General features: G+C 64.5%; 16 protein-coding genes and 1 tRNA gene. 11 read left to right on the top strand and 6 right to left on the bottom strand.

Annotation, left to right across the window (positions count from 1 at the left end; genetic code table 11):
- The first annotated feature begins 44 nt into the window (after nt 1–44).
- Genes MOK15_RS04800 through trxA form a run of 7 tightly spaced genes read left to right on the top strand, consistent with a single transcriptional unit; the run spans nt 45 to nt 11,270 of the window.
- Nucleotides 45–2,393 carry a PAS domain-containing sensor histidine kinase gene (locus MOK15_RS04800; RefSeq protein WP_242930558.1) on the top strand — a complete coding sequence of 783 codons (2,349 nt, stop codon included), beginning with the start codon at nt 45–47 and terminating at the stop codon, nt 2,391–2,393.
- Entirely contained in the window at nt 2,386–2,844 is a 459-nt protein-coding gene (tsaE, locus tag MOK15_RS04795) for a tRNA (adenosine(37)-N6)-threonylcarbamoyltransferase complex ATPase subunit type 1 TsaE (RefSeq protein ID WP_242930557.1), read from the top strand. Before MOK15_RS04800 ends, tsaE begins: the two co-directional genes overlap by 8 nt.
- Entirely contained in the window at nt 2,841–3,827 is a 987-nt protein-coding gene (locus MOK15_RS04790; RefSeq protein ID WP_242930556.1) for a phosphotransferase, read from the top strand. Before tsaE ends, MOK15_RS04790 begins: the two co-directional genes overlap by 4 nt.
- Complete coding sequence (locus MOK15_RS04785) at nt 3,824–4,534, top strand: nucleotidyltransferase family protein (RefSeq protein ID WP_242930555.1); 711 nt, start codon at nt 3,824–3,826, stop codon at nt 4,532–4,534. Before MOK15_RS04790 ends, MOK15_RS04785 begins: the two co-directional genes overlap by 4 nt.
- The gene (gene addB, locus MOK15_RS04780) at nt 4,527–7,499 is read left to right on the top strand and encodes a double-strand break repair protein AddB (RefSeq protein ID WP_242930554.1); all 2,973 of its coding nucleotides are present in this window, start codon (nt 4,527–4,529) and stop codon (nt 7,497–7,499) included. The genes MOK15_RS04785 and addB overlap by 8 nt, the downstream gene beginning before the upstream one ends.
- Nucleotides 7,480–10,890 carry a double-strand break repair helicase AddA gene (gene addA / locus MOK15_RS04775; RefSeq protein WP_242930553.1) on the top strand — a complete coding sequence of 1,137 codons (3,411 nt, stop codon included), beginning with the start codon at nt 7,480–7,482 and terminating at the stop codon, nt 10,888–10,890. The genes addB and addA overlap by 20 nt, the downstream gene beginning before the upstream one ends.
- 59 nt (nt 10,891–10,949) lie before the next feature.
- Entirely contained in the window at nt 10,950–11,270 is a 321-nt protein-coding gene (trxA, locus tag MOK15_RS04770; RefSeq protein WP_242930552.1) for a thioredoxin TrxA, read from the top strand.
- A gap of 16 nt (nt 11,271–11,286) precedes the next feature.
- Here the strand turns inward: trxA and MOK15_RS04765 are convergent, their stop codons facing one another.
- The 4 genes from MOK15_RS04765 to MOK15_RS04750 are packed head-to-tail and all read right to left on the bottom strand — an operon-like array spanning nt 11,287 to nt 15,528.
- The gene (locus MOK15_RS04765) at nt 11,287–11,898 is read right to left on the bottom strand and encodes a glutathione S-transferase family protein (RefSeq protein ID WP_242930551.1); all 612 of its coding nucleotides are present in this window, start codon (nt 11,896–11,898) and stop codon (nt 11,287–11,289) included.
- A gap of 11 nt (nt 11,899–11,909) precedes the next feature.
- A complete protein-coding gene (locus MOK15_RS04760) occupies nt 11,910–12,707 on the bottom strand; it encodes an inositol monophosphatase family protein (protein ID WP_242930550.1) in 798 nt (265 codons plus the stop codon).
- Nucleotides 12,707–13,933, bottom strand: a complete 1,227-nt coding sequence (argJ, locus tag MOK15_RS04755; RefSeq protein ID WP_242932630.1) for a bifunctional glutamate N-acetyltransferase/amino-acid acetyltransferase ArgJ — start codon at nt 13,931–13,933, stop codon at nt 12,707–12,709. The genes MOK15_RS04760 and argJ overlap by 1 nt, the downstream gene beginning before the upstream one ends.
- Nucleotides 13,934–13,989: 56 nt before the next feature.
- Complete coding sequence (locus MOK15_RS04750) at nt 13,990–15,528, bottom strand: glycosyltransferase family 39 protein (RefSeq protein WP_242930549.1); 1,539 nt, start codon at nt 15,526–15,528, stop codon at nt 13,990–13,992.
- Nucleotides 15,529–15,777: 249 nt separating this feature from the next.
- Here MOK15_RS04750 and secA point away from each other — a divergent pair, with 249 nt between their 5' ends.
- Entirely contained in the window at nt 15,778–18,513 is a 2,736-nt protein-coding gene (gene secA / locus MOK15_RS04745) for a preprotein translocase subunit SecA (protein ID WP_242930548.1), read from the top strand.
- 239 nt (nt 18,514–18,752) lie between these two features.
- On the opposite strand, the gene MOK15_RS04740 is transcribed toward secA, so the two are convergent.
- Entirely contained in the window at nt 18,753–19,610 is an 858-nt protein-coding gene (locus MOK15_RS04740) for a LysR family transcriptional regulator (RefSeq protein WP_242930547.1), read from the bottom strand.
- Nucleotides 19,611–19,776: 166 nt separating this feature from the next.
- Here MOK15_RS04740 and MOK15_RS04735 point away from each other — a divergent pair, with 166 nt between their 5' ends.
- The gene (locus MOK15_RS04735; protein WP_242930546.1) at nt 19,777–21,306 is read left to right on the top strand and encodes an MFS transporter; all 1,530 of its coding nucleotides are present in this window, start codon (nt 19,777–19,779) and stop codon (nt 21,304–21,306) included.
- Nucleotides 21,307–21,333: 27 nt separating this feature from the next.
- Here MOK15_RS04735 and MOK15_RS04730 read toward each other — a convergent pair.
- Nucleotides 21,334–21,423: transfer RNA gene (locus MOK15_RS04730), tRNA-Ser, on the bottom strand.
- A 133-nt stretch (nt 21,424–21,556) separates the two neighbouring features.
- On the opposite strand from MOK15_RS04730, the gene MOK15_RS04725 reads away from it, so the two are divergent.
- Together MOK15_RS04725 and MOK15_RS04720 are read left to right on the top strand one after the other, a co-directional pair.
- Nucleotides 21,557–22,606: a lytic murein transglycosylase gene (locus MOK15_RS04725; protein ID WP_242930545.1), complete on the top strand. Its 1,050-nt coding sequence runs from the start codon at nt 21,557–21,559 to the stop codon at nt 22,604–22,606.
- On the top strand, nt 22,590–23,546 hold the full coding sequence (locus MOK15_RS04720; RefSeq protein ID WP_242930544.1) for an RlpA-like double-psi beta-barrel domain-containing protein: 957 nt from the start codon (nt 22,590–22,592) through the stop codon (nt 23,544–23,546). The genes MOK15_RS04725 and MOK15_RS04720 overlap by 17 nt, the downstream gene beginning before the upstream one ends.
- Nucleotides 23,547–23,579 lie beyond the last annotated feature (33 nt).

Raw genomic sequence — 23,579 nt, 5'->3', positions numbered from 1 at the left:
ATGAACAGGGTCGGGCAGGTTCAGCAAAATAGGGACGCGCGCGCATGACGACGCTGTCGCCTTTTGCTGCCATCATTTTCGGGATCGTTCTGGCGATTTGGCTGGGCGCCGCGATCTGGGCGTTAGCCAGTGGGCAGCATATGCGGCGCGAAGGCACGCAGGCGCAGGGCAAGCTGGACCGGCTGGCTGTTCTCTTGGCGTCGGCCCCGGCTGCCCCCATCATCATCCATCCCGACGGTCGGCTGGAAGCTGCGGATCGCCTCGCCAAATGGCTGGGCAAGCCCCGCGTACCGACCTACGTATCCGAACTGACCGCGCCCGATGGCGGACTTGAACCCGAAGACGGTGCGGTTCTGGCGCATGAGATTGCATCGGCACAGCGCGCGGGGAAGAGTTTTGCCCTGCCAGTGCGCGGGATCGGCTCTTCACGCCTGCTGCTGGTGCGCGGCGCGCCCGCTGGTCCCGACCTGGCGAGCAGCGGCGGCGTTGTGCTCTGGATTTTCGACGCGACCGACAGCCAGAGTGAAATTCAGGGACTGAAGACGCAGGTCGAACAGTTGCGGGAGGCGCTGGAGGCGCTGGCGGGGTTGGTCGAGGCCGCGCCCTTCCCCATGTGGCACCGCACGTCCGATCTGCGGTTGAGCCTGGTCAACAGCGCCTATGTCCGTGCCGTGGACGGACAGGACGCCCGCGATGTCATCATGCACGGGACGGAACTGGTCGAGTCGGTTGGCGGCGTGCCGCCCGAAGCGGCTGCGGCGGATGCGATGGCGCGGGACGAACTGGTCGACCGGATGGTGCCGGCCACGATCAAGGGCGAGCGCCGCACGATGCGTGTCGTCGATGTGCCCCTGGGGGAGGCTGGCATAGCAGGCTATGCCGTCGACCAGCATGAACTGGAGCAGTCGCGGGTCGAACATCGGCGGTTGGAGGCGGCTCAGCGCGACTTGCTCGATCGGCTTTCCGCCGGTGTGGCGCGCTTTGGTTCGGACCGCACGTTGCGCTTCTGGAATCAACCTTTCATCAGCCTGTTCGGACTGCAACAGGATGCGCTTGCCGACGCCCCGCTGTTCGAACGTGTTCTCGACCAGATGCGCGACGCCCGTCGCCTGCCGGAGCATCGCGACTTTCCCGCCTGGCGCGCGGAGCGGCGTGACTGGTTCCTGTCTCCCGATCCGCTGGAGGAAAACTGGCTGTTGCAGGACGGTACGCATCTGCGCGTCTATGCCCAGCCTTTGCCCGACGGCGGCCTACTGCTGATCTTCGAGGACCGGACCGAGCAGGTGCAATTGTCCAGCGCGCGCGATACGCTGCTCCGGGTCCGCACCGCGACGTTCGACAATCTGTTCGAATCGATCGGCGTCTTTTCCGCCGATGGGCGCTTGCAGATGTGGAACAGCCGCTTCCGTGCCATCTGGGGCGCGAATGAGGAGATGTTGGCGACCCATCCGCGCATCGACGACCTGATGCGGGAAGTGCAGTCGCGCCTCGCCAAACCGCAGCAATCCAATCTCGTCCGCGAACTGGTTCGCGCCGCCACTGTGGAACGCAAGCAACGTGTGGGGCATGTAGGCTTTGCGGATGGGCGCATCTTCGAATTTGCGGCCATTCCGCTGCCTGACGGCAATGCGCTCTTCACCATGCTGGACGTGACGGACAGCCGGCGCGTGGAGCAGGTGCTGCGCGATCGCAACGAGGCGCTGGAGCAGGCGGACCAGATCAAGACCGCCTTCGTCACCAATATGAGCTACGAACTGCGCACACCGCTGACGACGATCGCCGGTTTCGCGGAGATGATGAGCGCAGGCTATGCTGGCGAATTGAGCGGATCAGCCAAGGATTATGTCGACGGCATTCTGCAAAGTACGGGGCGTCTGTCCATGTTGATCGACAATGTGCTGGACCTGACCCAGGGGGAGGCGGGAACGCTGCCGATCGAGCGTACAGCCGTTGACCTGACGGCAGTTGCCAAAGCCCGCATCGATCGGCTTCATAGCGAGGCATCGGTCAAAGGCATGGACCTTGTTATCCAGATCGAACCATCGCTGGGCAACGTACAGGGCGATGCACGCCGCATCAGCCAGGCGATCGACCATCTGCTGGAAAATGCGCTATGCTATTGCAGCCAGGGTGCCCGCATTCTCCTTCACGGTGATGGCGGCGCGGACAGGGCGCGCATCGTGATTTCAGATAATGGTCCCGGCATCTCATCCGCTCAACAAGCGACGATATTCGATCCGGCGGCGCGGGCCGAGCAGGCGCGCGCTGGTATCAAGGCAGGCATTGGCCTGCCACTGGCACGACAACTTGCGCAAGCCCATGGCGGCACGTTGCAGCTCATATCGGAAAAGGGGCAGGGGACCATGGTCGTGATCGAGCTGCCGCGTGGCTGAAACCAGCATGATTATAGCGGACGAGGCGGTGATGCTCGATCTTGGCCGACGGATCGCCGCAGATGTCCGCATCGGTGATGTGATCGCATTGGAAGGCGGACTGGGCGCGGGCAAGACCACCCTCGCGCGCGGCATATTGGAAGCACTGGGGCTGGAGAGCGAAGCGCCCAGTCCCAGCTTCGCCATCGTGCAGCCCTATGATGTGCCGGAAGTGCGTCTGCCGGTCGCTCATGTCGATCTCTATCGGCTGGATGACGCGGCGGAGGCGGAGGAACTGGCGCTCGGTGATTATCTGATGGACAGCCTCTTGATCGTGGAATGGCCGGACCGGCTGGGCGGTGCTCTATGGTCGCACAGCCTCCGCCTGCATATCACAATCGAACCGGACGGCGCGCGACGCTTGACAGCGGACGTGTCGGACGCTTGGACGGATCGATGGTCGCATCTATGATCCCTCCCGTTTCCGCCCCGGATTTCCTGGTCAAGGCCGGCTGGCCTGGCGCCGCTATCGTCCCGCTCGCGGGCGATGCTTCCTTCCGCCGCTACTTCCGTGTCCTTGATGGTGGACGGCGCGCCGTGTTGATGGATGCGCCCCCGCCGCATGAAGATCCGCGCCCCTTCATCGCCATAGCCGAACATCTGGTGGCGGACGGCTTTGCCGCGCCACGGATATTGGCGCGTGACCTGGACGAAGGACTGGTGCTGATCGAGGATTTCGGCGACGATCGACTGAAGGAGCATGTCGACGCCCAGCCGGATAACGAGATGACGGTCTATAGCCGCGCGATCGATTTGCTCGTGGACCTTCACAAGCTGCCTGCCGCCGACCTGCCGCCCTATGACCGCGCCGTCTATCGGCGCGAAGTCGGCCTTGTAACCGAATGGTATTGCCCCGCCATCGGTCTGGCGGTCGACGAAGACGCCTATAACTGCGCCTGGGATAGCGTGCTGCCGATCGTGGAGCAGTCGGCCAGCCCGATCGTCACGGTCCTGCGCGACTATCATGCCGAAAATATCATGCTGATCGACCAGCCGGAAGCTTATGGCCTTGGCCTGCTGGATTTCCAGGATGCTCTGGCCGGACATCCGGCCTATGATCTGGTGTCGCTGCTGCAGGATGCGCGGCGCGACGTTCCGCCGGAGATCGAGGCCGCGATGCTCGCCCGCTACAAGGCGCTGGCATCCCCGCCGGCGGATTTCGATGCGGCCTATGCCGTGCTGGGCGCACAGCGGAACGCCAAGATCATCGGTATCTTCACGCGCCTGTGGAAGCGCGACGGCAAGCCGCGTTACCTAGCCTATCTGCCGCGCATGTGGGGCCTGCTGGAGCGCGATCTGGCCCATCCGGCATTGGCCCCGGTGGCCGAATGGTTCGCCACCAATATTCCCGCCGACAAGCGCCATCAGGCGCTTCAGGAGTTTGCCCTCGCATGATCGACACGGCGATGCTGATGGCCGCAGGACTTGGCAAAAGGATGCGTCCGCTCACTGCCACCCGGCCCAAGCCGCTGGTCAAGGTTGCCGGCAAGCCGCTGATGGACCATGCGCTGGACCGGCTGGAGGCGGGCGGCATCCGCAAGGTGGTCGTCAACGTCCATTATCTCGCCGATACGATCGAAGCGCATCTGCAGGCGCGCAAGGGGGCGATGGAATTCGTCATTTCGGACGAGCGGGCCAAGTTGCTGGAGACCGGCGGCGGCCTCATGCACGCCAAGGCGTCGCTGGGCGACCAACCCTTCTTCTGCGTCAACAGCGACAATTTCTGGATCGATGGTCCCGCCGAGACATTTGCCATGATGCAGCGGGTCTGGGACCCTGTGCGCATGGACGCATTGCTTCTCCTCGTGCCGCAGGCCCGCGCCTATTGCCACTCCGGGCAGGGCGATTTCCATATGGATGCCAACGGGCGGCTGCTGCGCCGGAAACAGGGACATGTCGCGCCGTTCGTGTATATCGGTATCCAGATATTGTCGCCGGCCGTGCTGCGCGATCCGCCGTCGGACGTCTTTTCCACCAATATCTTCTGGAACCGCGCCATCGAAGCCGGCAGGCTTTACGGCGTAGCGCATCAGGGACTGTGGTTCGACGTCGGTACGCCGCAGGCCATTCCCGTTGTGGAGTCGATCCTCACCCATGGGTGAGCAGACGCATCCGGCGCTCTACACCATTCCGGCGCACCGCGCCTTCGCCGACGCGCTGGTAAGCGGCCTGCTGGCGCGCCATGGCAAGGATGTCCGCGCGCTTGCGCAGGGCATGATCCTGCTGCCCAGCAATCGCGCCGTGCGCGCCGTGCGGGACGCCTTCGTCCGGCAGTCCGGCGGTGGCCTGCTGCTGCCCCGGCTGGTGACGATGGGCGATCCGGACCTGGGCGAACAGGTGGGCGGCGCGCTCGATCCGTTGGGGGAGGGCGATCCCATCCCGCCTGCCATCGCGTCGGTCCGCCGTCAGATGATCCTCGCGCGGATGGTACAGGATGTGAAGCCGGGCACCGATGCAGCACTTGCCCTGCAACTGGGGCAGGCGTTGGGCAGCGTGCTGGACCAGATGCAGGTGGAACAGGTGCCGCTCAACGCCCTGCGCGACCTCAATCTGTCGGCGGAACTCTCCAGCCATTGGCAGGCGTCGCTCACTCTGTTCGAAATTCTCCTGTCGCGCTGGCCAGCGGAATTGGCGCGGTTGGGCTGTATCGACCTAGCCGATCGCCGCAACCGCCTGTTCGATCGGTTGGCGACGCGCTGGGCTGATACGCCTCCTCCCGGCTTCGTGGTGGCTGCGGGCATCTCCACCACCGCGCCGAGCGTCGCCCGGTTGCTGCGTCGCGTTGCGGAAATGCCCCAGGGCATGGTGGTCTTCGCCGGGCTTGACCAGAATATGGACGAGGAAGCCTGGAACGCGATTGGCCCCTTCGATCCGGACCCGCTGACCGGTCATGCATCCGCGCCGCACGAGACGCATCCGCAATATGCGCTCAAGCGCCTGCTCGACCGCATGAGCGCGACGCGGGACGATATCGCGCAATGGCGCTGGGGCAGCGAGCATGACGCACGCGCCGTGCGAGGGCGCAATATCTCTAACGCCATGCTGCCGCCGCGCCTGACCAGCCGCTGGCGTGACCTCAAGACGGCCGACCGGTCGCTCGCTGGGGTGGAGGCGCTGGAAGTCGCAACGCCCGGCGAGGAGGCGCAGGCCATTGCCATCGCGCTGCGCGAGGCGCTGGAAACCCCGGAGCGGACGGCGGCGTTGGTGACGCCGGATCGGCAGTTGGCGACGCGCGTGTCCGCACATCTACGGCGTTGGGGCATAGAGGCGGACGATTCTGCCGGTTTGCCGCTTTCACGGCTGCCGCCCGGCACCTTGTTGATCGCCATGGCGGAGGCGGTGGCCGAACGCTTTGCCCCGGTCGCATTGCTGACCCTGCTCAAGCATCCGCTGGTGATGCGGGGTGAGGCGCGGCTTGCCTGGCTGGAGGGCGTGCGCGGACTGGACCTGCTGCTGCGCGGGCCGCGCCCACAGGCGGGGTTGGTCGGTATCGATCTGTTGCTTGCGCCGCGCGGGGGCGATGATCGGGACAGGCGGCTGCGCGACGAGGTGCGTGCCTGGTGGCCGGACGCCCGCGCCCTGCTGGAACGGTTGGAAGAGGGCGTACGCATCGTGTCCGATCTGGCCGGGCAACTGGCAATGATCCGCACGCAGGCCGGTGCGTTGTCGGGCGATATGGTCTGGTCCGGGCATCAGGGCCATGCCGCTGCGGATATTTTCGCCGAGATGGAAGCCTTCGCGCAGGAGGGGCCACGGCAGGCGGACATCCGCGCGCTTCCCCTGCTGCTGGAGCATATGCTGGCGGGCGTCGCCGTGCGCCCGCCGCAGGGTGGGCATCCGCGCATCGCGATCCTCGGCCTGATCGAGGCGCGGCTGGCGCAGGCCGATCTCATGATCCTGGGGGGATTGAACGAAGGGACGTGGCCGGGCCTGCCCGCACCCGATCCCTGGCTTGCACCGCGTGTCCGCCGCGAACTTGGCTTGCCGGGCCTGGAAAGCCGCATCGGCCTGGCCGCCCATGATTTTGCCGGTGCCCTGGGCGCCCCGCATGTCCTCATCACGCGAGCACGACGCGGGAGTGGCGGACCGGCCGTGGCATCGCGCTTCTGGCTGCGGTTGAAGGCGATGGCGGGCGTGCAATGGAAGGCGGCGGATCGCTATGCGCTGCTGGCGCAGGCGATCGACCGTCCGCACATGCACGCGCCCGAACGCCGTCCCGCGCCGATCCCGCCCACGCAAGTCCGGCCCAAATTGATCCCCGTTACCGATGTCGACCGGCTGAAAGCCGATCCCTATGCCTTCTACGCCCGGCGCATCCTGCGGCTCGCACGGCTCGATCCGGTCGACGCCGATGCCGGACCGGCCTGGCGCGGCACGGCTGTGCACGAGATTCTGCAACATTGGGCGGAGGAGAAACGGTTCGACCCGGCCGATCTGGAAGCGCGGGCCAGGGCGATGTTCGAGCGGCCGGAGGTGCATCCGCTGCTCCGCGCGCTGTGGCAGCCCCGCCTGATCGAAGCGATACGCTGGATCGCCGCCGAAGTGGCGAAGGACAAGGCCGAAGGCCGCACCATATTGGCGGTGGAGCAGGAGGGACGGGCGGAGATCGCGGGCGTCACCCTGATGGGCAAGGCGGACCGGATCGACCGGTTGGCCGACGGTCGGATCGGCATCATCGACTATAAGACGGGCAAGCCGCCCAGCGCGCGGCAGGTGAAGGCGGGTTTTGCCCTCCAACTGGGGCTGCTCGGCATCATCGCTGAACTGGGCGGGTTCGAGGGGCTTGGTCCCAGGCCGCAAGCAGGCGATTTCGAATATTGGTCGCTCGCCAAAAAGGGCGATCAGTTCGGCTATCGGGAAAGCCCGGTCGATCCGATGGGGAAGCGCGACAAGATCGTCACCGCCGACTTCACGGCCCATGCCCATGAGCAATTTGAGGGCGTGGCGAACGACTATCTGCTGGGATCGGTCCCGTTCCGCGCCGAAATAAACCCCGAAGTGGCCAATTATGGCGATTATGACCAGCTCATGCGGCTGGAGGAATGGTATGGCCGCGACGATGGCTGACAAGCCGCGCCCCTTGCAGAAACTGCTCGGCGACCAGGCGCGCGCCGCCGCGCCCGCCGCCCATGTGTGGCTGTCCGCGTCGGCGGGCACCGGCAAGACCCATGTGCTGACCGCGCGCGTCTTCCGCCTGCTGCTTCAGGGTGTGCGGCCCGAAAATATCCTCTGCCTCACCTTCACCAAGGCGGGCGCGGCGGAAATGGCGGATCGCATTCACGATCGGCTTGCCGGCTGGGTGCAACTGGATGGCCCGGCGCTGGCCGCCGACCTTATCGCCCTGGGGGAGGATCATGGTCCCCAGATGCAGGACAAGGCCCGACGCCTCTTCGCCGAAGTGCTGGAGTCGACCGGCGGCGGTTTGCGCATCCAGACCATCCACGGCTTCTGCCAGCAATTGCTCGCAGCCTTCCCGCTGGAAGCCGATCTGGCGCCCGGCTTTCGCCCGCTCGACCAGCGCGAACAGGCCAGCCTGGCGCGCGAGACCCTCGCGGACCTTGCCGTGCAGGCGCAGGAACGGGGGGATGAACGGCTGATCGGTGCCTTGCAGGCGCTCAGCCTGCGATTGGGCGAAGGGGGCGCTGAACGCTTCCTGTTGCGCTGCGCCGGGGCGGGTGACGCGCTGGAAGCCTTGCCCGATGGCATATTGCCCTGGCTGGCGGCGGAGTTCGACCTGCCCGATGGCGATATAGATCAATGGCTTGCCGAGCAATGCTCGGATGATATGTTCGACATGCGCGCACTGGACGCCATTGTTCGCGCCAATGTCGACTGGGGCAAGGGGCGGGGGCTGGAGCGGTGCGACCGCATTGCCGCGTGGCGGGCGCTCGACCCGGCAGGCAGAGCGGCAGGGCTGAGTGACCTTCATCGCGCCTGGGCCAAGGCGGACGGCGACCTTATCGACGCCAAGGGCTGGGTGCCGCCGTTCGACGGCTATCTGGAAATGGCTGCGCGGCTTTACGATCGATCCCACGACCTGATCGCCGTCAAGCTGCGCGCCGATTATGCGGCGCTGCTGGCGCAGGCGCTTCATGCAGGGCGCGCCTATGCGCAAGATTATGCGCAGGCCAAGCATTTGGCGGGCGTGGTGGACTTTGACGACCTGATCGCCCGGACGGCGCGTCTGCTGGAGCAGGACGGCATCGCCGAGTGGATACGCTACAAGCTTGACCAGCGGATCGACCATATTCTGGTGGATGAGGCGCAGGATACCAACGCAGCGCAATGGCGCATCGTCCGAACATTGGCGGAGGAGTTTTTCGCCACGGAATGGGAGCCGGGGCAGAAGGTCCGCACCATCTTCACCGTTGGCGATTTCAAGCAGGCGATCTTCGGTTTCCAGGGCACCAGCCCGGCTAATTTCGCCGCCGCGCAAATCCTTTTCCAGCGCGACGCCGATCGCTCCGGTCATGATTTCTTCAATCTCTCGCTAGATCAGAGTTTCCGATCGACACCGGCTGTCCTCGACGTGGTGGACCGCACCATCGCTACGCTGCGCGCCGAGCGGTTGGGGCTGGAACCGGGCGATGTGCGGCATCTCAGTGCAAACCGTCATCCCGGCGAAGTGCAACTGTGGAAGCCGGTCGTCGCCAACCTCAACGAAGATGCCGAGGGCGAGGAAGATTGGGCGGCGGATCAGGAACGTGTCCTCGCCGCCCGGATCGCGCGCCAGATCCGGCAATGGATCGACGATGGGCTTATGCTCGAAAGCCGGGGCCGCCCCGTGCGCGCGGGCGACATCATGATCCTGGTGCGCCGGCGCAGCGAATTGGCGCGCCTTATCGTCGCGCGCCTTTATGAGGAGCAGGTGGCCGTCGCGGGGATCGACCGGCTTCGCCTGAACGCACCACTGGCGGTGCGCGATCTGCTGGCGGCTTTGCGCTTCGCGGTGCAGCCGGAAGATGAACTGAACCTCGCGTCGCTGCTCGTGTCTCCGCTGATCGGCTGGAGCCAGGATGAACTGATGCAGCGGTTGATCGGGCGCAGGGTCGGCCTGTGGCGGCACCTCAACCAGACGCTGTCCGATACGGAACTGGAGCCGTTGCGCGGCCTGCTCTCCGCCGCCGATTTTACCACCCCCTATCGCTATCTGGAAGCCATCCTGTCCGGCCCCATCGACGGCCGCCGTCGCCTTGTCGAGCGGCTGGGGATCGAGGCGGCCGACCCGATCGAGGAACTGCTCAACGCCGCGCTGGCGTTCGAAAGTGACGATTATCCCTCGCTTCAACGCTTCATCGACTGGTTCGACCGCGGGGAGGTGGAAATCGTCCGGGATGCCGCCGCTCAGGGCGGCATGCTGCGCCTGCTGACGGTGCATGGCGCCAAAGGGTTACAGGCGCCGATCGTCATCCTGGCCGACGCCTGCATGGACCCGGATGCGGGTCAGCGGAACGATTCGCTGGAATGGAACGGCCTGCCGATCCTCGCCCCGCGCAAGGCCGAACGACAGGGGCCGATCGGTGCGGTGGCGGAGGAAGCTGCGGAGGAAGAGCGGCGCGAGCATTGGCGGCTGCTCTATGTCGCGCTGACCCGTGCCGAGGAAAAGCTGATCGTCGCCGGTTCGCTGGGGCCGCGCGCCAAGGGAGAGGTCAAGCTGGAAAGCTGGTTTGCCGCCGTCGAAGGCGCGATGATCTCGCTTGACGCCGATTGGGAGGCCGACCCGCTCTGGGGCGCCGTCCGACGCTGGCGCGGAACCGAACAATTGCAACCCAGGAAAGCCGAGCCGGAGACGGCCGAGGAGCGCGCAAAGGTCGCGGAGCCGCGCTGGCTGCGCGCGCCCGCGCCGGTCGAAGCGCGTCCGCCGCGGCCGCTCGCGCCATCGGCGGCGGTTGAGGACGACGTGCCCTATCCACCGCCTACGCCCGCCATGCGCGCGGCGGCCGAGCGCGGCCGCTGGCTCCACCGCCTGTTCGAACGCTTGCCCGACGTTCCCGTGGCGGGACGCAGGGATGCCGCCGACCGCTGGCTGACGCAGCAGGGGGTGGACGATCCGGCCGTTCGCCGGGATGTCATCGACCAGGCGCTCCGCGTTATCGAGGCCCCGGCCTTTGCCGATCTGTTCGGTCCCGACGCCCTGGCCGAGGCGCCGATCGCCGCGGTCGTGGGGGAGGCCGTGATCGCCGGCACGGTCGACCGGCTGTGCATCGGTGCGGATCGCATTCAACTGGTGGATTTCAAGACCGGGCGCATCGCTCCTCAATCGCCGGATGAGGTGCCGATGGCGCATGTGCGGCAGATGGCGGCCTATGTCGCCGCTCTTGAAGTCATTTTCCCCGGCCGCGCGATCGAGGCCGGTCTGCTCTATACCAGCGGTCCGCATCTGGTCGTTCTACCGCCGCATCTACTGGCGGGGCACAAGCCGGGCTTTGTACCCACGCAGGAGAATTTGCCGCTCTAGCCCGTTGAGCCTGACGCGCATCCATCCTAAATATCGCCCAACAAAAGGAGATTAAAGCCATGGCCACCAAGGCAGTTACCGACGTCAGCTTCAAGGAAGACGTCATCGATTCCGACAAGCCCGTGCTTGTCGATTTCTGGGCCGAATGGTGCGGCCCGTGCAAGATGATCGGCCCGGCTCTGGAGGAAATCTCCGACGAACTGGGGGACAAGGTGACGATCGCCAAGATCAATATCGACGAAAATCCCGACGCGCCGGGCCAATATGGCGTGCGCGGCATTCCGACGATGATCCTGTTCAAAAATGGCGAAGTCAGCGCCACCAAGGTCGGCGCCGCGCCCAAGAGCGCGCTCAAGGGCTGGATCGAAAGCGTCCTCTGACGGAAAACCGTTCGGCCTATGTCAGCGGGATCATTACCGATCTGGCATAGGCCGGCCGTTCGCGCAGCCGGTCATACCAGGCGCGCACATGCGGCACGTCCGGCCGCTCCATATCCAGCGTGAAGAAGCTGTGGGCATAGACGCCCATCGGCACATCCGCGACACCGAACCGTACACCTGAAAGCCAGGGTTGGGCAGCGAGCGTCCGGTCGAGGATCTGCATCGCGGCGCCGGCCGCTTCGGCGGATTTCGCGATGAGCTGTCCGTTTCGCTGTCCGGCTTGTCGTCGCACCAGTTGGACGAAGGCGTCGAGCTGGGCATTGGCGAAGCCGAACTGCCAGTCCATCCACCTGTCGCCCAGCGCCCGCGCCACCGGATCGGCGGGCCACATTTCGGCAGGCGCATAGCGGGCGGCCAGATAGCGCAGGATCGCATTGGATTCCCACATTATCACATCGCCATCCTCAATCGTCGGGATCAGCGCATTGGGATTCTTGGCCAGATAGGCCGCATCCATGCCGAATGCACCGCCGACATCATGCCGGACATAGGGCACGCCGATCTCGTCCGCGAACCAGGCAACCTTCTTCACATTATGCGAATTCAGCCGTCCCCAGATCGTCAGCATAGCAGTCTCTCTTATCCAAATAGCGTCGCCGCGGCCTTGTCCCACAAGCGCGGGGAGGACGCACCCATCAACCCACGGCGCAGGTCGCCCACGACATAGGGCGTACCGTCGGTCCGCTGGCAGCAGCCACCCGCTTCGTTGACGAACAAAGTCCCCGCCGCATGATCCCAGGGCAGGGTCCGCGCGAAGACCGACACGTCATTCTGTCCCAGCACCAGCCGGGGATATTGTTCGGCGGCGCAGCGGGGAATATCCACCAGCGTGAAGCTGGCCTCCGATCGGCGCTGTATGTTGGCCCGTTCCTCGTCCGACATGAAATAGACCGCGAGCGCCGCGATCGGCAGCTCGCCATCGCTTTCGCGTGCCAACACCCGTTCGCCGTCGATATGGCTGCCGCCGCCCAGCATGGCGTGGCACAGCCGTCCGGTCAGTGGGTCCAATATCCACCCGGCCAGTGTCGCGCCGCTATCGACCAGCGCCACCATGATGCCGAAGGGCGGCTGGCCCGACGCGAAATTGCCGGTGCCGTCGATCGGGTCGATGATCCAGTTCAGCCCGTCACCCGCCCGTTCGAGGATAGCGGGATCGGCGGCGCAGGCTTCCTCGCCGATGATCCCGGCTTCGGGCAGGATGTTTGCCAGCCCCTCCGCCAACCGGATTTCGCTTTCCTTGTCAGCAATGGTGACGAAGTCGTTGGCTGCCTTCTCGCTGATCTCATCGGCGGACAGGTTGCGGTAGCGCGGCATCACGATATCGCGCCCGACCTGACGCATCAGCGCGACGACGGGATCATGCAGTTCCAGCGTCATCAGCTACGATAATCCGCGTTGATCGAAATGTAGCCGTGGGTCAGGTCGCAGGTCCAGATGGTCGCGCGCCCTTCGCCCAGGCCCAGGTCGACACCGATCACGATATCCTGACCCTGCAGATGAGCGGCAACGGGCGCTTCGTCATAGCCCTCCACCGCGAGGCCACCGGTCGCCACCTGGGTCGCGCCGAAGCGGATGGACAGCTTGTCCCGATCGGCCGGTTCGCCCGCCTTGCCGATCGCCATGACGACGCGGCCCCAATTGGCGTCCTCGCCCGCGATGGCGGTCTTGACCAGGGGAGAATTGGCGATCGACAGGCCGATACGGTGCGCGCTTTCGTCGCTGACCGCGCCTTCGACGGTGATCTCCACGAACTTGGTCGCGCCTTCGCCGTCGCGCACCACCAGATGGGCGAGCTGGCGACAAAGGTCGCCGAGCGCCGCGTGGAAGGCATCCGCCCCGGCATCGTCCATTGCGGTGAGCGGCGCATTGCCCGCCTTGCCCGTGGCGAAGGCCAGCACAGTATCGCTGGTCGACGTGTCGCTATCGACGGTGATGCAGGAGAAGGTCCGCTTGTTGGCGCTCGACAGCATCTGTTGCAGCAGCGCCGGATCGATCGCCGCGTCGGTGAAGATATAGCCCAGCATCGTCGCCATGTCGGGCGCGATCATGCCGGAACCCTTGATGATGCCGACCAGTTCGACCCGCCTGTCGCCGATCATGGCGGAGACATGCGCGCCCTTGGGATAGGTGTCGGTGGTGCCAATCGTGGTCGCCGCCTGTTCCCAATCGCAGGGGCCGGCGGTGAAGGCCGCTTCGAGGCCCGATTCTGCCTTGTCGATGGGCAGCGGTACGCCGATCACGCCGGTGGAGGAGATGAAGATATCCGACGGCTGGCAGGACAGGTGGTTGGCGACCTTGGCGGCAATCGCCTCCACCGCAGCGCGGCCGCGATGACCGGTGAAGGCATTGGCGTTGCCGGCATTCACCACTAGCGCCCGCGCCGATCCCAGCGGAATGGCGTCCCGGCACCATTCCACCTCAGGCGAGGGGCATTGGCTCTGGGTCGTGACGCCCGCCACGGCGGTGCCGGCATCCAGCTCGACATAGGTGAGATCGCAACGCTCCCAGGCCTTGTAACCGGCGCGCGCAGTTCGCAGCGTCACGCCTGCAATGGTGGGCAACGACGGGAAGGCGGCGGGGGCGAGGGGAGAGCGGTCGGTCATGGCGCGCGAATGGGGCAAAATCGGGCGGGGGTCAATCATTCGCAACCCTCCTTCGGTCAGCGCGGCGCGTGTTTCGTCGGGCGGACATAGAGCCGCCCAACTCCGTCAGGCATTACCGTCATCCGATAACCGCGTCGCTGGGCATAAGCGACTAAGCCGTCATCGGGCCGTAACGGCAATTTGCGTGTCCCGGCCTCATATCCGGTCAGGATCGCTGCGGGCGGCGCGTGGTCGAGATCGCTCAGCGTTTCAGGAGTCATCGCATGGATATGCCGAGCGAACCGGGGCGGCATGGTCCAGCCGGTGCGGTAGGCGAACGCCCCCGTAGCGAAGCGCGGGTCGAGGGCGAGTCCACTGCCCAGAATCATGTGGGGCGACAGGGTGACGACATCGCCGCCGTGCCCCATTGCGCGCACCTGCGCGCCGGCCCAGCGTGCGGCGGCATCTGCTTCCAGCACCGGCGATCCCTTGTGCATCATGGCCCCGACATGGCGAACTGCCGTTAGCATACCCGGTATGGTGGCCAGACACAGGAAACCGAGCAACACTCGTCGTTGGGCGAAGGACCAGCGCCGCGCATCGTCCAGCAGATAGCCGAGCGCCAGCGCGAGCGGTGGCAGCAGGGGCATCACATATTGAACCTGCGAAGGCGTGGGTAGCGCCGCGCCGATCAACGCGCCGCCGGTCATCCAGATCGCCAGCCGCCGACCCGGTGAGCGTATCCGCTGGCGTGTGGTGATCCAGTTGGCACTGAGCAGGATCAGGGCTGCGAGCGCCGATCCTTTCCACAGATATTTGAGCAGGTCGGTCAGCTTTTCGAGCGTGCTGAGTTCATCGAACGCGCCATTCGCCGCATACCAGGCATGGGGCGCGGTCGCGCCATAGGTGAACACGCCATAGAGGAAGGCGTCCGGCGCCAGCGCCCAGACGATCAGCATCGGCGCCATTCCCGCCGCCGCGCCTGCCGCCAGCCAGCAGGCGGCGCGAAAGCCGCACCGGCCGCCGGTGCCGATCACGAACAGACCGGCCATAAGACCCAATGGCGCGAAGTTCAGCTTGGTCGCAATGGCAAGACCGAACAGCGATCCGGCAGCGAACCAGTATCGCGGCGTGCCATGCCGTAGCGCCAGCAGGCTGATTAGCAGGCCGCTCGACGACAGCAGGGTCGGCAGCATATCGTTGCGCACCACGCTGCCGGTGAATTGGAAGGCGGCGGTAGCGGCCACCAGCAGGGTTGCGATCGCTGCACTGCCCCGTGAAATGCCCGCGATCCGCTGTGCCACCCACAGGATGGACAATGTGCAGAGCGCCGTCGCCGCCGTCGCCAATCGCATTGCCAGCACCATATCGCCGGGAAACAGCGAGGCGAGCGGGGCGTAGACCCAACTATGCAGCGGCGGCTGAAGATAAAGGAAATCGCGGAAGATCAGCAATTGGCCGCCGAAATAAGCGCCCGCCACATATTGGCTTTCATCATGATCGAACGGGGTCGCGATCGCCGTCAGGCCGAACCAGACGGTCAGGGCCAATGCCAGAATAAGGGCGACGGGCAGGCTATGGCCGCGCACCGGCGCCCGTATGGATTGGCGGAACATTATGTTTTGCGGCCCCTGGCTTGTGCTGCGTCCTTGTGGCGCAGCCTGCGCGAAGTGCAAATCCCTCGCGCTGTCCTGACGCCGCCATCCGACGAAAACCGCCTGCCGCGCGATCATGACGGCTTCGCGACAGCACTGGTTCAGGCGCAGCTTGATTGACTAAAGGATGTGCCGTGCCTAAATCGCGGCGCATATCTGCGTGTGGTCCTCGCGAGGGGGCTGGGCGTCCCCCTTTTGTCAGGAATTTGCATGTTCGGCGCACTCGCCAAGTCCATCTTCGGATCGTCCAACGAACGTTATGTAAAGTCGCTGGGCAAGATCGTCGACAAGATCGCCTCTTTCGAGGAGGCGATGCAGGCGCTGAGCGATGAGGAACTGACGGCGCAGACGGTCAAATTCCGTGAACGGCTGGCGGCCGGAGAAACGCTCGACGACCTGCTGCCAGAAGCCTTCGCCACCGTGCGGGAGGCGTCGGTTCGCGTGCTGGGGATGCGTCATTTCGACGTGCAGATGGTGGGCGGCATCGTGCTCCATCGCGGCGAGATCGCCGAAATGCGGACCGGTGAGGGCAAGACGCTGGTCGCGACGGCCGCCACCTACCTCAACGCGCTAGAAGGGAAGGGCGTCCACGTCGTCACGGTGAACGACTATCTGGCCACGCGCGACTGCGAATGGATGGGCCAGGTCTATCGTTTCCTGGGCCTCACCACCGGCGTCATCGTGCCGAACCTGTCGGAGGATCAGCGCCGCGAGGCCTATAATGCCGACATCACCTACGCGACGAACAACGAACTTGGCTTCGACTATCTGCGCGACAATATGAAATATGACCGCGCCTCGATGGCCCAGCGGCCGTTCAACTACGCGATCGTCGACGAAGTGGACTCGATCCTGATCGACGAGGCGCGCACGCCGCTCATCATTTCCGGCCCGACCGATGACAAGTCGGAGCTTTATGTCGCGGTCGATGCGATCGTGAAGCAGATCACCGAGGCCGACTATGACAAGGACGAAAAGCAGCGCACCGTCACGCTGACCGAGGACGGCACCGAGAAGATCGAGCGCCTCCTGGAACAGGCGGGCCTGTTGCAGGGCGCCAATCTCTATGATTTCGAGAATACCGCCGTCGTCCATCATGTGAACCAGGCGCTGCGCGCGAACGCCATGTTCCGCCGCGACATCGACTATATCGTCAAGGACGGCAAGGTCATCATCATCGACGAATTTACCGGCCGCATGATGGACGGGCGTCGCTGGTCGGACGGCCTGCACCAGGCAGTGGAGGCCAAGGAGGGCGTCCAGATCGAGCCGGAGAACCAGACCCTCGCCTCCATCACCTTCCAGAATTACTTCCGCATGTACCCCAAGCTGGGCGGCATGACCGGCACGGCCGCGACCGAAGCGACTGAGTTCTACGAAATCTACAAGATGAATGTCGTCACGATCCCGACCAACCGGCCGGTGCAGCGGATCGATGAGGAAGACAGTTTCTACAAGAATCTGGAAGACAAATTCCGTGGCATCGCCAAGACCATCAAGGTCCATGCCGAAAAGGGTCAGCCGGTGCTGGTCGGCACCGTGTCGATCGAAAAGTCGGAAATGCTGTCCGAATTCCTCAACCAGGAAGGGGTGAAGCACGCTGTCCTCAACGCGCGTTTCCATGAGAGCGAGGCCCATATCGTTGCCCAGGCAGGCCGCAAGGGCGCGGTGACGATCGCCACCAACATGGCTGGTCGCGGCACCGACATCAAACTGGGCGGCAACCTGGAGATGCGGGTCGAGGACGAGCTGCGCGACATGGCCGAAGGGCCGGAACGCGACGCCGCCATCGCCCGTATCGAAACGGAAATCGAGGCGGAGAAGCAGGAAGTGCTGGCCGCCGGCGGTCTGTTCGTCCTTGCGACCGAACGTCATGAAAGCCGCCGCATCGACAATCAGTTGCGCGGACGTTCGGGGCGTCAGGGCGATCCCGGCCTGTCCCGCTTCTACCTCAGCCTTGACGACGACCTGATGCGCATCTTCGGCCCGGATACGATGTTCGCGAAGATGATCCGCTCCAACCTGGAAGATGGCGAGGCGCTGCCCCCGTCCAAATGGCTGAGCAAGGCGATCGAGACCGCGCAGAAGAAGGTCGAGGCGCGCAACTACGACATCCGCAAGCAGGTCGTCGAATATGACGACGTGATGAACGACCAGCGCAAGGTCATTTACGAACAGCGCAGCGACATCATGGATGCGGAAACGGTGGACGATGTCGTCACCGACATGCGTCGGGAGACGGTGAACGACTTGGTCGGCGCATCCTGTCCGCCGGGCACCTATCCCGAACAGTGGGACATGGATCGCCTGAAAGCGCGAACGGCGGAAATCCTGGGCCTGGAGCCGGATTTTGACGCCTGGCTGGCTGAGGATGCGGTTGATCCTGAGATGATCGAGGAACGGCTGGTGGCACTGGCCGACGAATCGGTAGCGGAAAAGGTCAAGGAGGTCGAGACGGCCGACTGGCACATGATCGAGAAGTCGATCCTGCTCCAGAGCCTGGATCATCATTGGAAGGAGCATCTGGCGACGCTCGACGCCCTGCGTCAGGTTGTCCATTTGCGCGCCTATGCGCAGAAGACGCCGATCAACGAATATAAGCAGGAAGCCTTCGCCCTGTTCGAGCGGATGCTGGAAAATATCCGCGAAGATGTGACCGGATCGATCGCGCGCGTCCAGTTCCGCATGGAGCAGCCGCCGCTACAGGATTACGGCCTGCCGGTCCTGCCCGACTTCATCACCACGCATATCGATCCTTTCTCAGGCGAGGATAATAGCGCGGACATCGACGCCGGGCAGTTGGGCGGCATCACGACCACCATCCCGCGCGCGACGGTCGCCGCCGCGCCGGCGGGCGAGTACACCAATCTGGACATCAGCCGCAATGCGCCTTGCCCCTGCGGTTCCGGCCAGAAGTACAAGCATTGCCACGGCGCGCTGGCCTGACGAGATTGCCATGCCGGGCTGGTTGCCCAGTCCGGCGGCCTATGCTGTTTCAGCCTTTGGCAACGCCAAGTTTTACTCTGGCGGTCGGGGATGACCACGGTCTCGTTCGAGGCTTTCATAGAAACCCGCGAGCATGGGTCCGGCTGCCGATAGGACCATCCCCATCGCGCCGGGGTTCCTGGAATTGTTGCGCAGGGCCTATCTGCGTGAGCCGGAAGTCGTTATCCGACATTTCCGGATCAGGAGATGGCGGCGCGATGCTCCCGGAATGCCGCCGCCAGCGTACGCAACGCATCGCGGGATTTGGGATCGGTGAGTGTTGAATGCAGCACGATTTCGGACGATGGCAGGTCAGGCAATCCGAAACGCTGGCTGACCTCCACCGTACCGGGAGGAGAGAGCCGGCAGGAGAAGGCCCCGATGGCAAGGCCGGCAGAGACGGCCGCCGTCACCACCGATGACCCTCCGCCCAGGAAAACCTCCATCCACGGAATGCCGACGGCGTCTAACGCGCGGGTTGCGATATCCCGCACCCCACAAGAGGGCGCGAGCGCGGCAAGACGGACCGGCTCGCCCTGACGATGCTCGAACTGCGGGACGGCGAACCAGCCGAAATGCTCCGGCCCCAGAACCTCGCCGTCGCGGCGGTCATCCTCTCGCCGGATGATGACCGCGTCGAGTTCGCCACGATCGAAGGCGTCGAGCAAGCCACGGGAAATGTCGAGCCGCACCTCGATCGTCAGGCCGGGATCATGGGCGTTGAGCCGTGCCAGTAACGTCGTCAGTTCCGGCCCTGCAACATGCGTGGCTATGCCAAGCGTAAAGCGGCGGCGGCAAGCGGACAGTCCGGCAACAGCGCGTTCATGCGCCGCCAGAAAACCGCGTGCGCCATCGAGGAACACCGCACCCTGCGCCGATAGCCGCACCGACCGCGGCGTCCGCTCGATCAGTCGCTGGCCGATCCGATCCTCCAGCCGTTTCAGCTTCACGCTGATAGCCCCCTGGGTCGAGCCGAGCGCTTCGGCCGCACGGGTGAAGCTCTGGAAATCGGCGATAGCGACGAAGGCCTGAACCGACTCCACATCCAGCGTGGTCATACCAATAATCCAATATCGTTGTCTCTGAAATATCTTCTCATCCGGTTTTGATGTGGTCAAGGGGTGGCTATGCTCCCCCATCAACGCAACAGCGGGATCGAGCGACGCAAGACCTCCCCGCCAACCAGATTTCGCCGTTGCCGTTCCAGTGTCGAAAGGCCGATGCATGACCCTTGCCGTTCCCCTGTCCCTCTCCAGCAGGAGCGGCATCGCTCTTGCCGCCGTCTGCCTCTCCTCCCTGATGTTCGGGCTTGAGATTTCCAGCGTGCCGGCGATCCTGCCGACGCTGGAGCAGGTGCTGCACGCGGATTTCAAGCAACTCCAGTGGATCATGAACGCCTATACGATCGCCGTGACCACGGTGCTCATGGCGACAGGCACGCTGGCCGATCGTTACGGCCGCAAGCGGGTCTTCCTGATCGGGATCGTCGCGTTCGGCGTTTCCTCGCTCATCTGCGGATTGACGCAGAGCGCATCTGTACTGATCGTTGCCCGCTTTCTTCAAGGCATGAGCGGTGGCGCGATGCTGATCTGCCAGGTCGCGATACTGTCTCACCAGTTCCAGGAGGGGCGTGAGCGGAGCGTGGCCTTTGGCTGGTGGGGTGTCATCTTCGGCATCGGGCTGGGCTTCGGTCCGATCGTTGGCGGGGTGATCGTCGCCGTGTCGAGTTGGGAATGGGTTTTTCTCGTCCATGTCGCACTTAGCGTCGTGACGTTCCTCCTCGCTTTCGACGGCGTGCGGGAATCGCGCGATCCTGATGCGATGCACCTCGACCTGGCCGGGATTCTCACATTGTCCCTGTCGGTGTTCTGCTTCGCCTATTTCATCACGCAGGGACCGGACCTCGGCTTCGCAAGCCCCGCCGCGCTCGCGATCCTCGGCATCGCCGTCGCGAGCTTCATCGCGTTTCTCATTGCGGAAAAGTTCAGCCCCAGGCCGATGTTCGACTTTTCCGTGTTCCGGATTCGCCCTTTTTCAGGTGCCGTCATCGGTTCGGCGGCCATGAATATCAGCTTCTGGCCCTTCATGATCTATCTGCCGATCTGGTTTCAGGCCGGGCTGGGCTATGACAGCATGACAGCCGGTATGGCGCTGCTCGCTTACACATTGCCGACGCTGGTGGTGCCGCCCGTGGCGGAGCGCCTGTCGCTGCGTTACCGGCCAGGCCTGGTCATTCCGGCTGGCCTGTTCATCATCGGACTTGGCTTTATCCTGATGAAGCTTGGAAGCGCCACGGCGCATACGAGCTGGCTGACGATGCTGCCCGGTTGCCTGCTGGCTGGAATCGGCCTGGGTTTCACCAACACGCCTGTCACCAACACGACCACGGGTTCGGTGTCGAACGAGCGTGCCGGCATGGCGTCGGGCATCGACATGAGCGCAAGGATGATTTCACTCGCGATCAACATCGCGCTGATGGGCTTCGTTCTGGTCGAGGGGGTCGGGGCGTCGCTAAGGGCTGCGCTGCCGGGCGCTGCCGATGCGGCGCAATTGCGATCGCTGGCGGAACGGATCGCATCGGGGGCCGCCGTCTCGCCGGGCGAGGGCGTGTCCACCACCATCGTCCACCAGGCGCTCGCCCAGGGATTTGGCTGGGTCATGCTCTATGGCGGCATCGGCGTCTGGCTACTTGCCGCGCTCAGTTTCGTTACCTTCGGCCGCAAGGAAGCGGAGACGGCTTTGGCGAAAAGCTAGACGAAACCTATATTTCCGGTTTGTCCATGGCGGACAGGGTGGGATTCGAACCCACGGTGAGCGTAAACCCACGGCGGTTTTCAAGACCGCTGCCTTAAACCACTCGGCCACCTGTCCGTTGCCCGCTTCCTAGCGTGCCGTGCGGACTTGCCAAGCGCAAAATCGCGCGGTGCACGGTTCATCGTCTAATTGACGGCCGATTTCCAATAAGGGGTTTCCCGCCTCGCATAGGCTGTGCAACAACAGGGACATGGGAGATTCTTTGCGCTCATCCGTCCTGGCGCTGTTTTTGGGGCTGACCGTTGTTGTTACGACTGGAGTGGCTCCTGTCCCCGCTTATGCGCAGGATAATGCGGCATTCCAGGCATATCTGGAAAGCCTGCGGCCAAAGGCGCGCGCCATGGGCATCCGGGATGCGACGCTCAACAGCGTGTTTCCTAGCCTGACACCCAATCCGCGCGTCATCCAGCTCGACCAGAACCAGCCCGGTGGGGGCGCCTATTCCCCGATCCCCAATTTCGAGCCTTATCGGCGCCAGCATGTCGATGCGGCCCGGATCAGCCGCGGGCGTATCGCCTATCAGGCCAATCGCGCGCGGCTCGCCAGGATAGAGGCGGAAACCGGCGTGCCGGAAGAGATCATGGTCGCCATCTACGGCCATGAAACCAATTATGGTTCCTATACCGGCGATTTTGACCTGATCCGCTCGCTGGCCACCCTGTCCTGGGAAGGGCGGCGGCGCACCTTGTTCGAGCCGGAACTGCTGGCGACGCTCAAGATGCTCGACAATGGCGTGCCGCGCAGCCGACTGGTCGGCAGTTGGGCGGGGGCAACCGGCTATCCGCAATTCCTGCCCAGCGTCTATCTGCGCCTTGCTAAGGACGGCGATGGGGACGGCAAGGCGGATATCTGGACCAGCGAGGCGGACGCCCTCGCTTCGATCGCCAATTATTTCGTCCATTCCGGCTGGCGGCGCGGCCAGCCATGGGGCATCGCGGTATCGGTGCCCGGCAGCTTTAACCGGACAAGTGTCGCGGCCCGCACCACGCCGGCCCGCTGCCCGCGCGTATTCAACCGGCACAGCCGCTGGCTGACAATGGCGGAATGGCGCAAGCTGGGGCTGGTTCCTGCCAATGGCAGTTGGCCCGCCGACAACATGCTGGCGACGTTGCTGGAGCCGGACGGGCCGGGCAAAACCGCCTATCTGCTGACCAGCAATTATCGGGTGATCCTCGATTATAATTGCTCCAATTTCTATGCCTTGTCGGTGGGATTGCTGGCGGATGCGGTCAAACAATAAGAGGATGCGCGCCTTCGCGTTGATGCTGGCCATGGCCGGCGGGAGCGCGCTGCACGCCCAGCCCAAAAAGTCCGACACGGCGATGCCGGGCCGCATGGTAGCCGATACGCCCGTACAGATCGGCGAACCTTATACCATAGCCGGCATCTCCTATACCCCGACCGATCCCGCTTATTATGACGAAGTGGGTTATGCCGTGCTGCTGGATGGCGGCAGCCGAGGCGATGCCACCGCCAATGGCGAAGCCTTTGTGTCGGCGGCGATCGCCGCCGCGCACAAAAGCTTGCCGCTGCCCAGCTATGTCGAGGTGACAGCGCTCGATAGCGGCAGGACCATATTGGTGCGCGTCAATGACCGCGGCCCGATGCGCAACGACCGGCTTATCGCATTGTCACCCGGCGCGGTGGCGCAACTGGGCGTCGGCGGTGAGGGCGCAATCCCGGTCCGTGTACGGCGGGTCAATCCGCCCGAACAGGAACGGGCGGCGCTGCGCGCGCACGGCCGGGCGGCCGAGCGACTGGAAACTCCGGCCGCCTTGCTCAAGGTGTTGAGAGGGAAACTCCCTCCCGTCGGATCGACGGCCATGACGGCCTTGCCCAAGGCAAAACCCGCCATTGTGCCAGCCAGCCCTTCCTCGCTGACAAAGCCAGGCGCCGACTTCGATAAGCCGGCGGTTGGCGCGGCACCGAAGCCCGCCGTGCCCAAATCTGCCATGCCAATCCGCAAGGGCGGCTATGTCGTGCAGGTGGGCGCTTTCTCCTCGCAGGCGCGCGCCGAAACATTGGCGAAAAACATAGGCGCACATACGGAACAAGGCGGTACTTTGTGGCGCGTTCGCTTCGGCCCTTACCCGACACAGCAGGCCGCGCAGGCCGGTGTCCGTGCGGCAAGGACCAAGGGCTTTGAGAATGCCCGCATCATAGCTAATGACGCGCGATAGAGATCGTGGTTCGAGAGCGATTCCATTCCAATC

Source organism: Sphingobium sp. BYY-5, from assembly GCF_022758885.1.
In the GTDB taxonomy this organism is placed as follows: domain Bacteria; phylum Pseudomonadota; class Alphaproteobacteria; order Sphingomonadales; family Sphingomonadaceae; genus Sphingobium.
The sequence above is the reverse complement of the archived record's forward strand: the minus strand, read 5'-3'. Positions and strand labels throughout refer to the sequence as shown.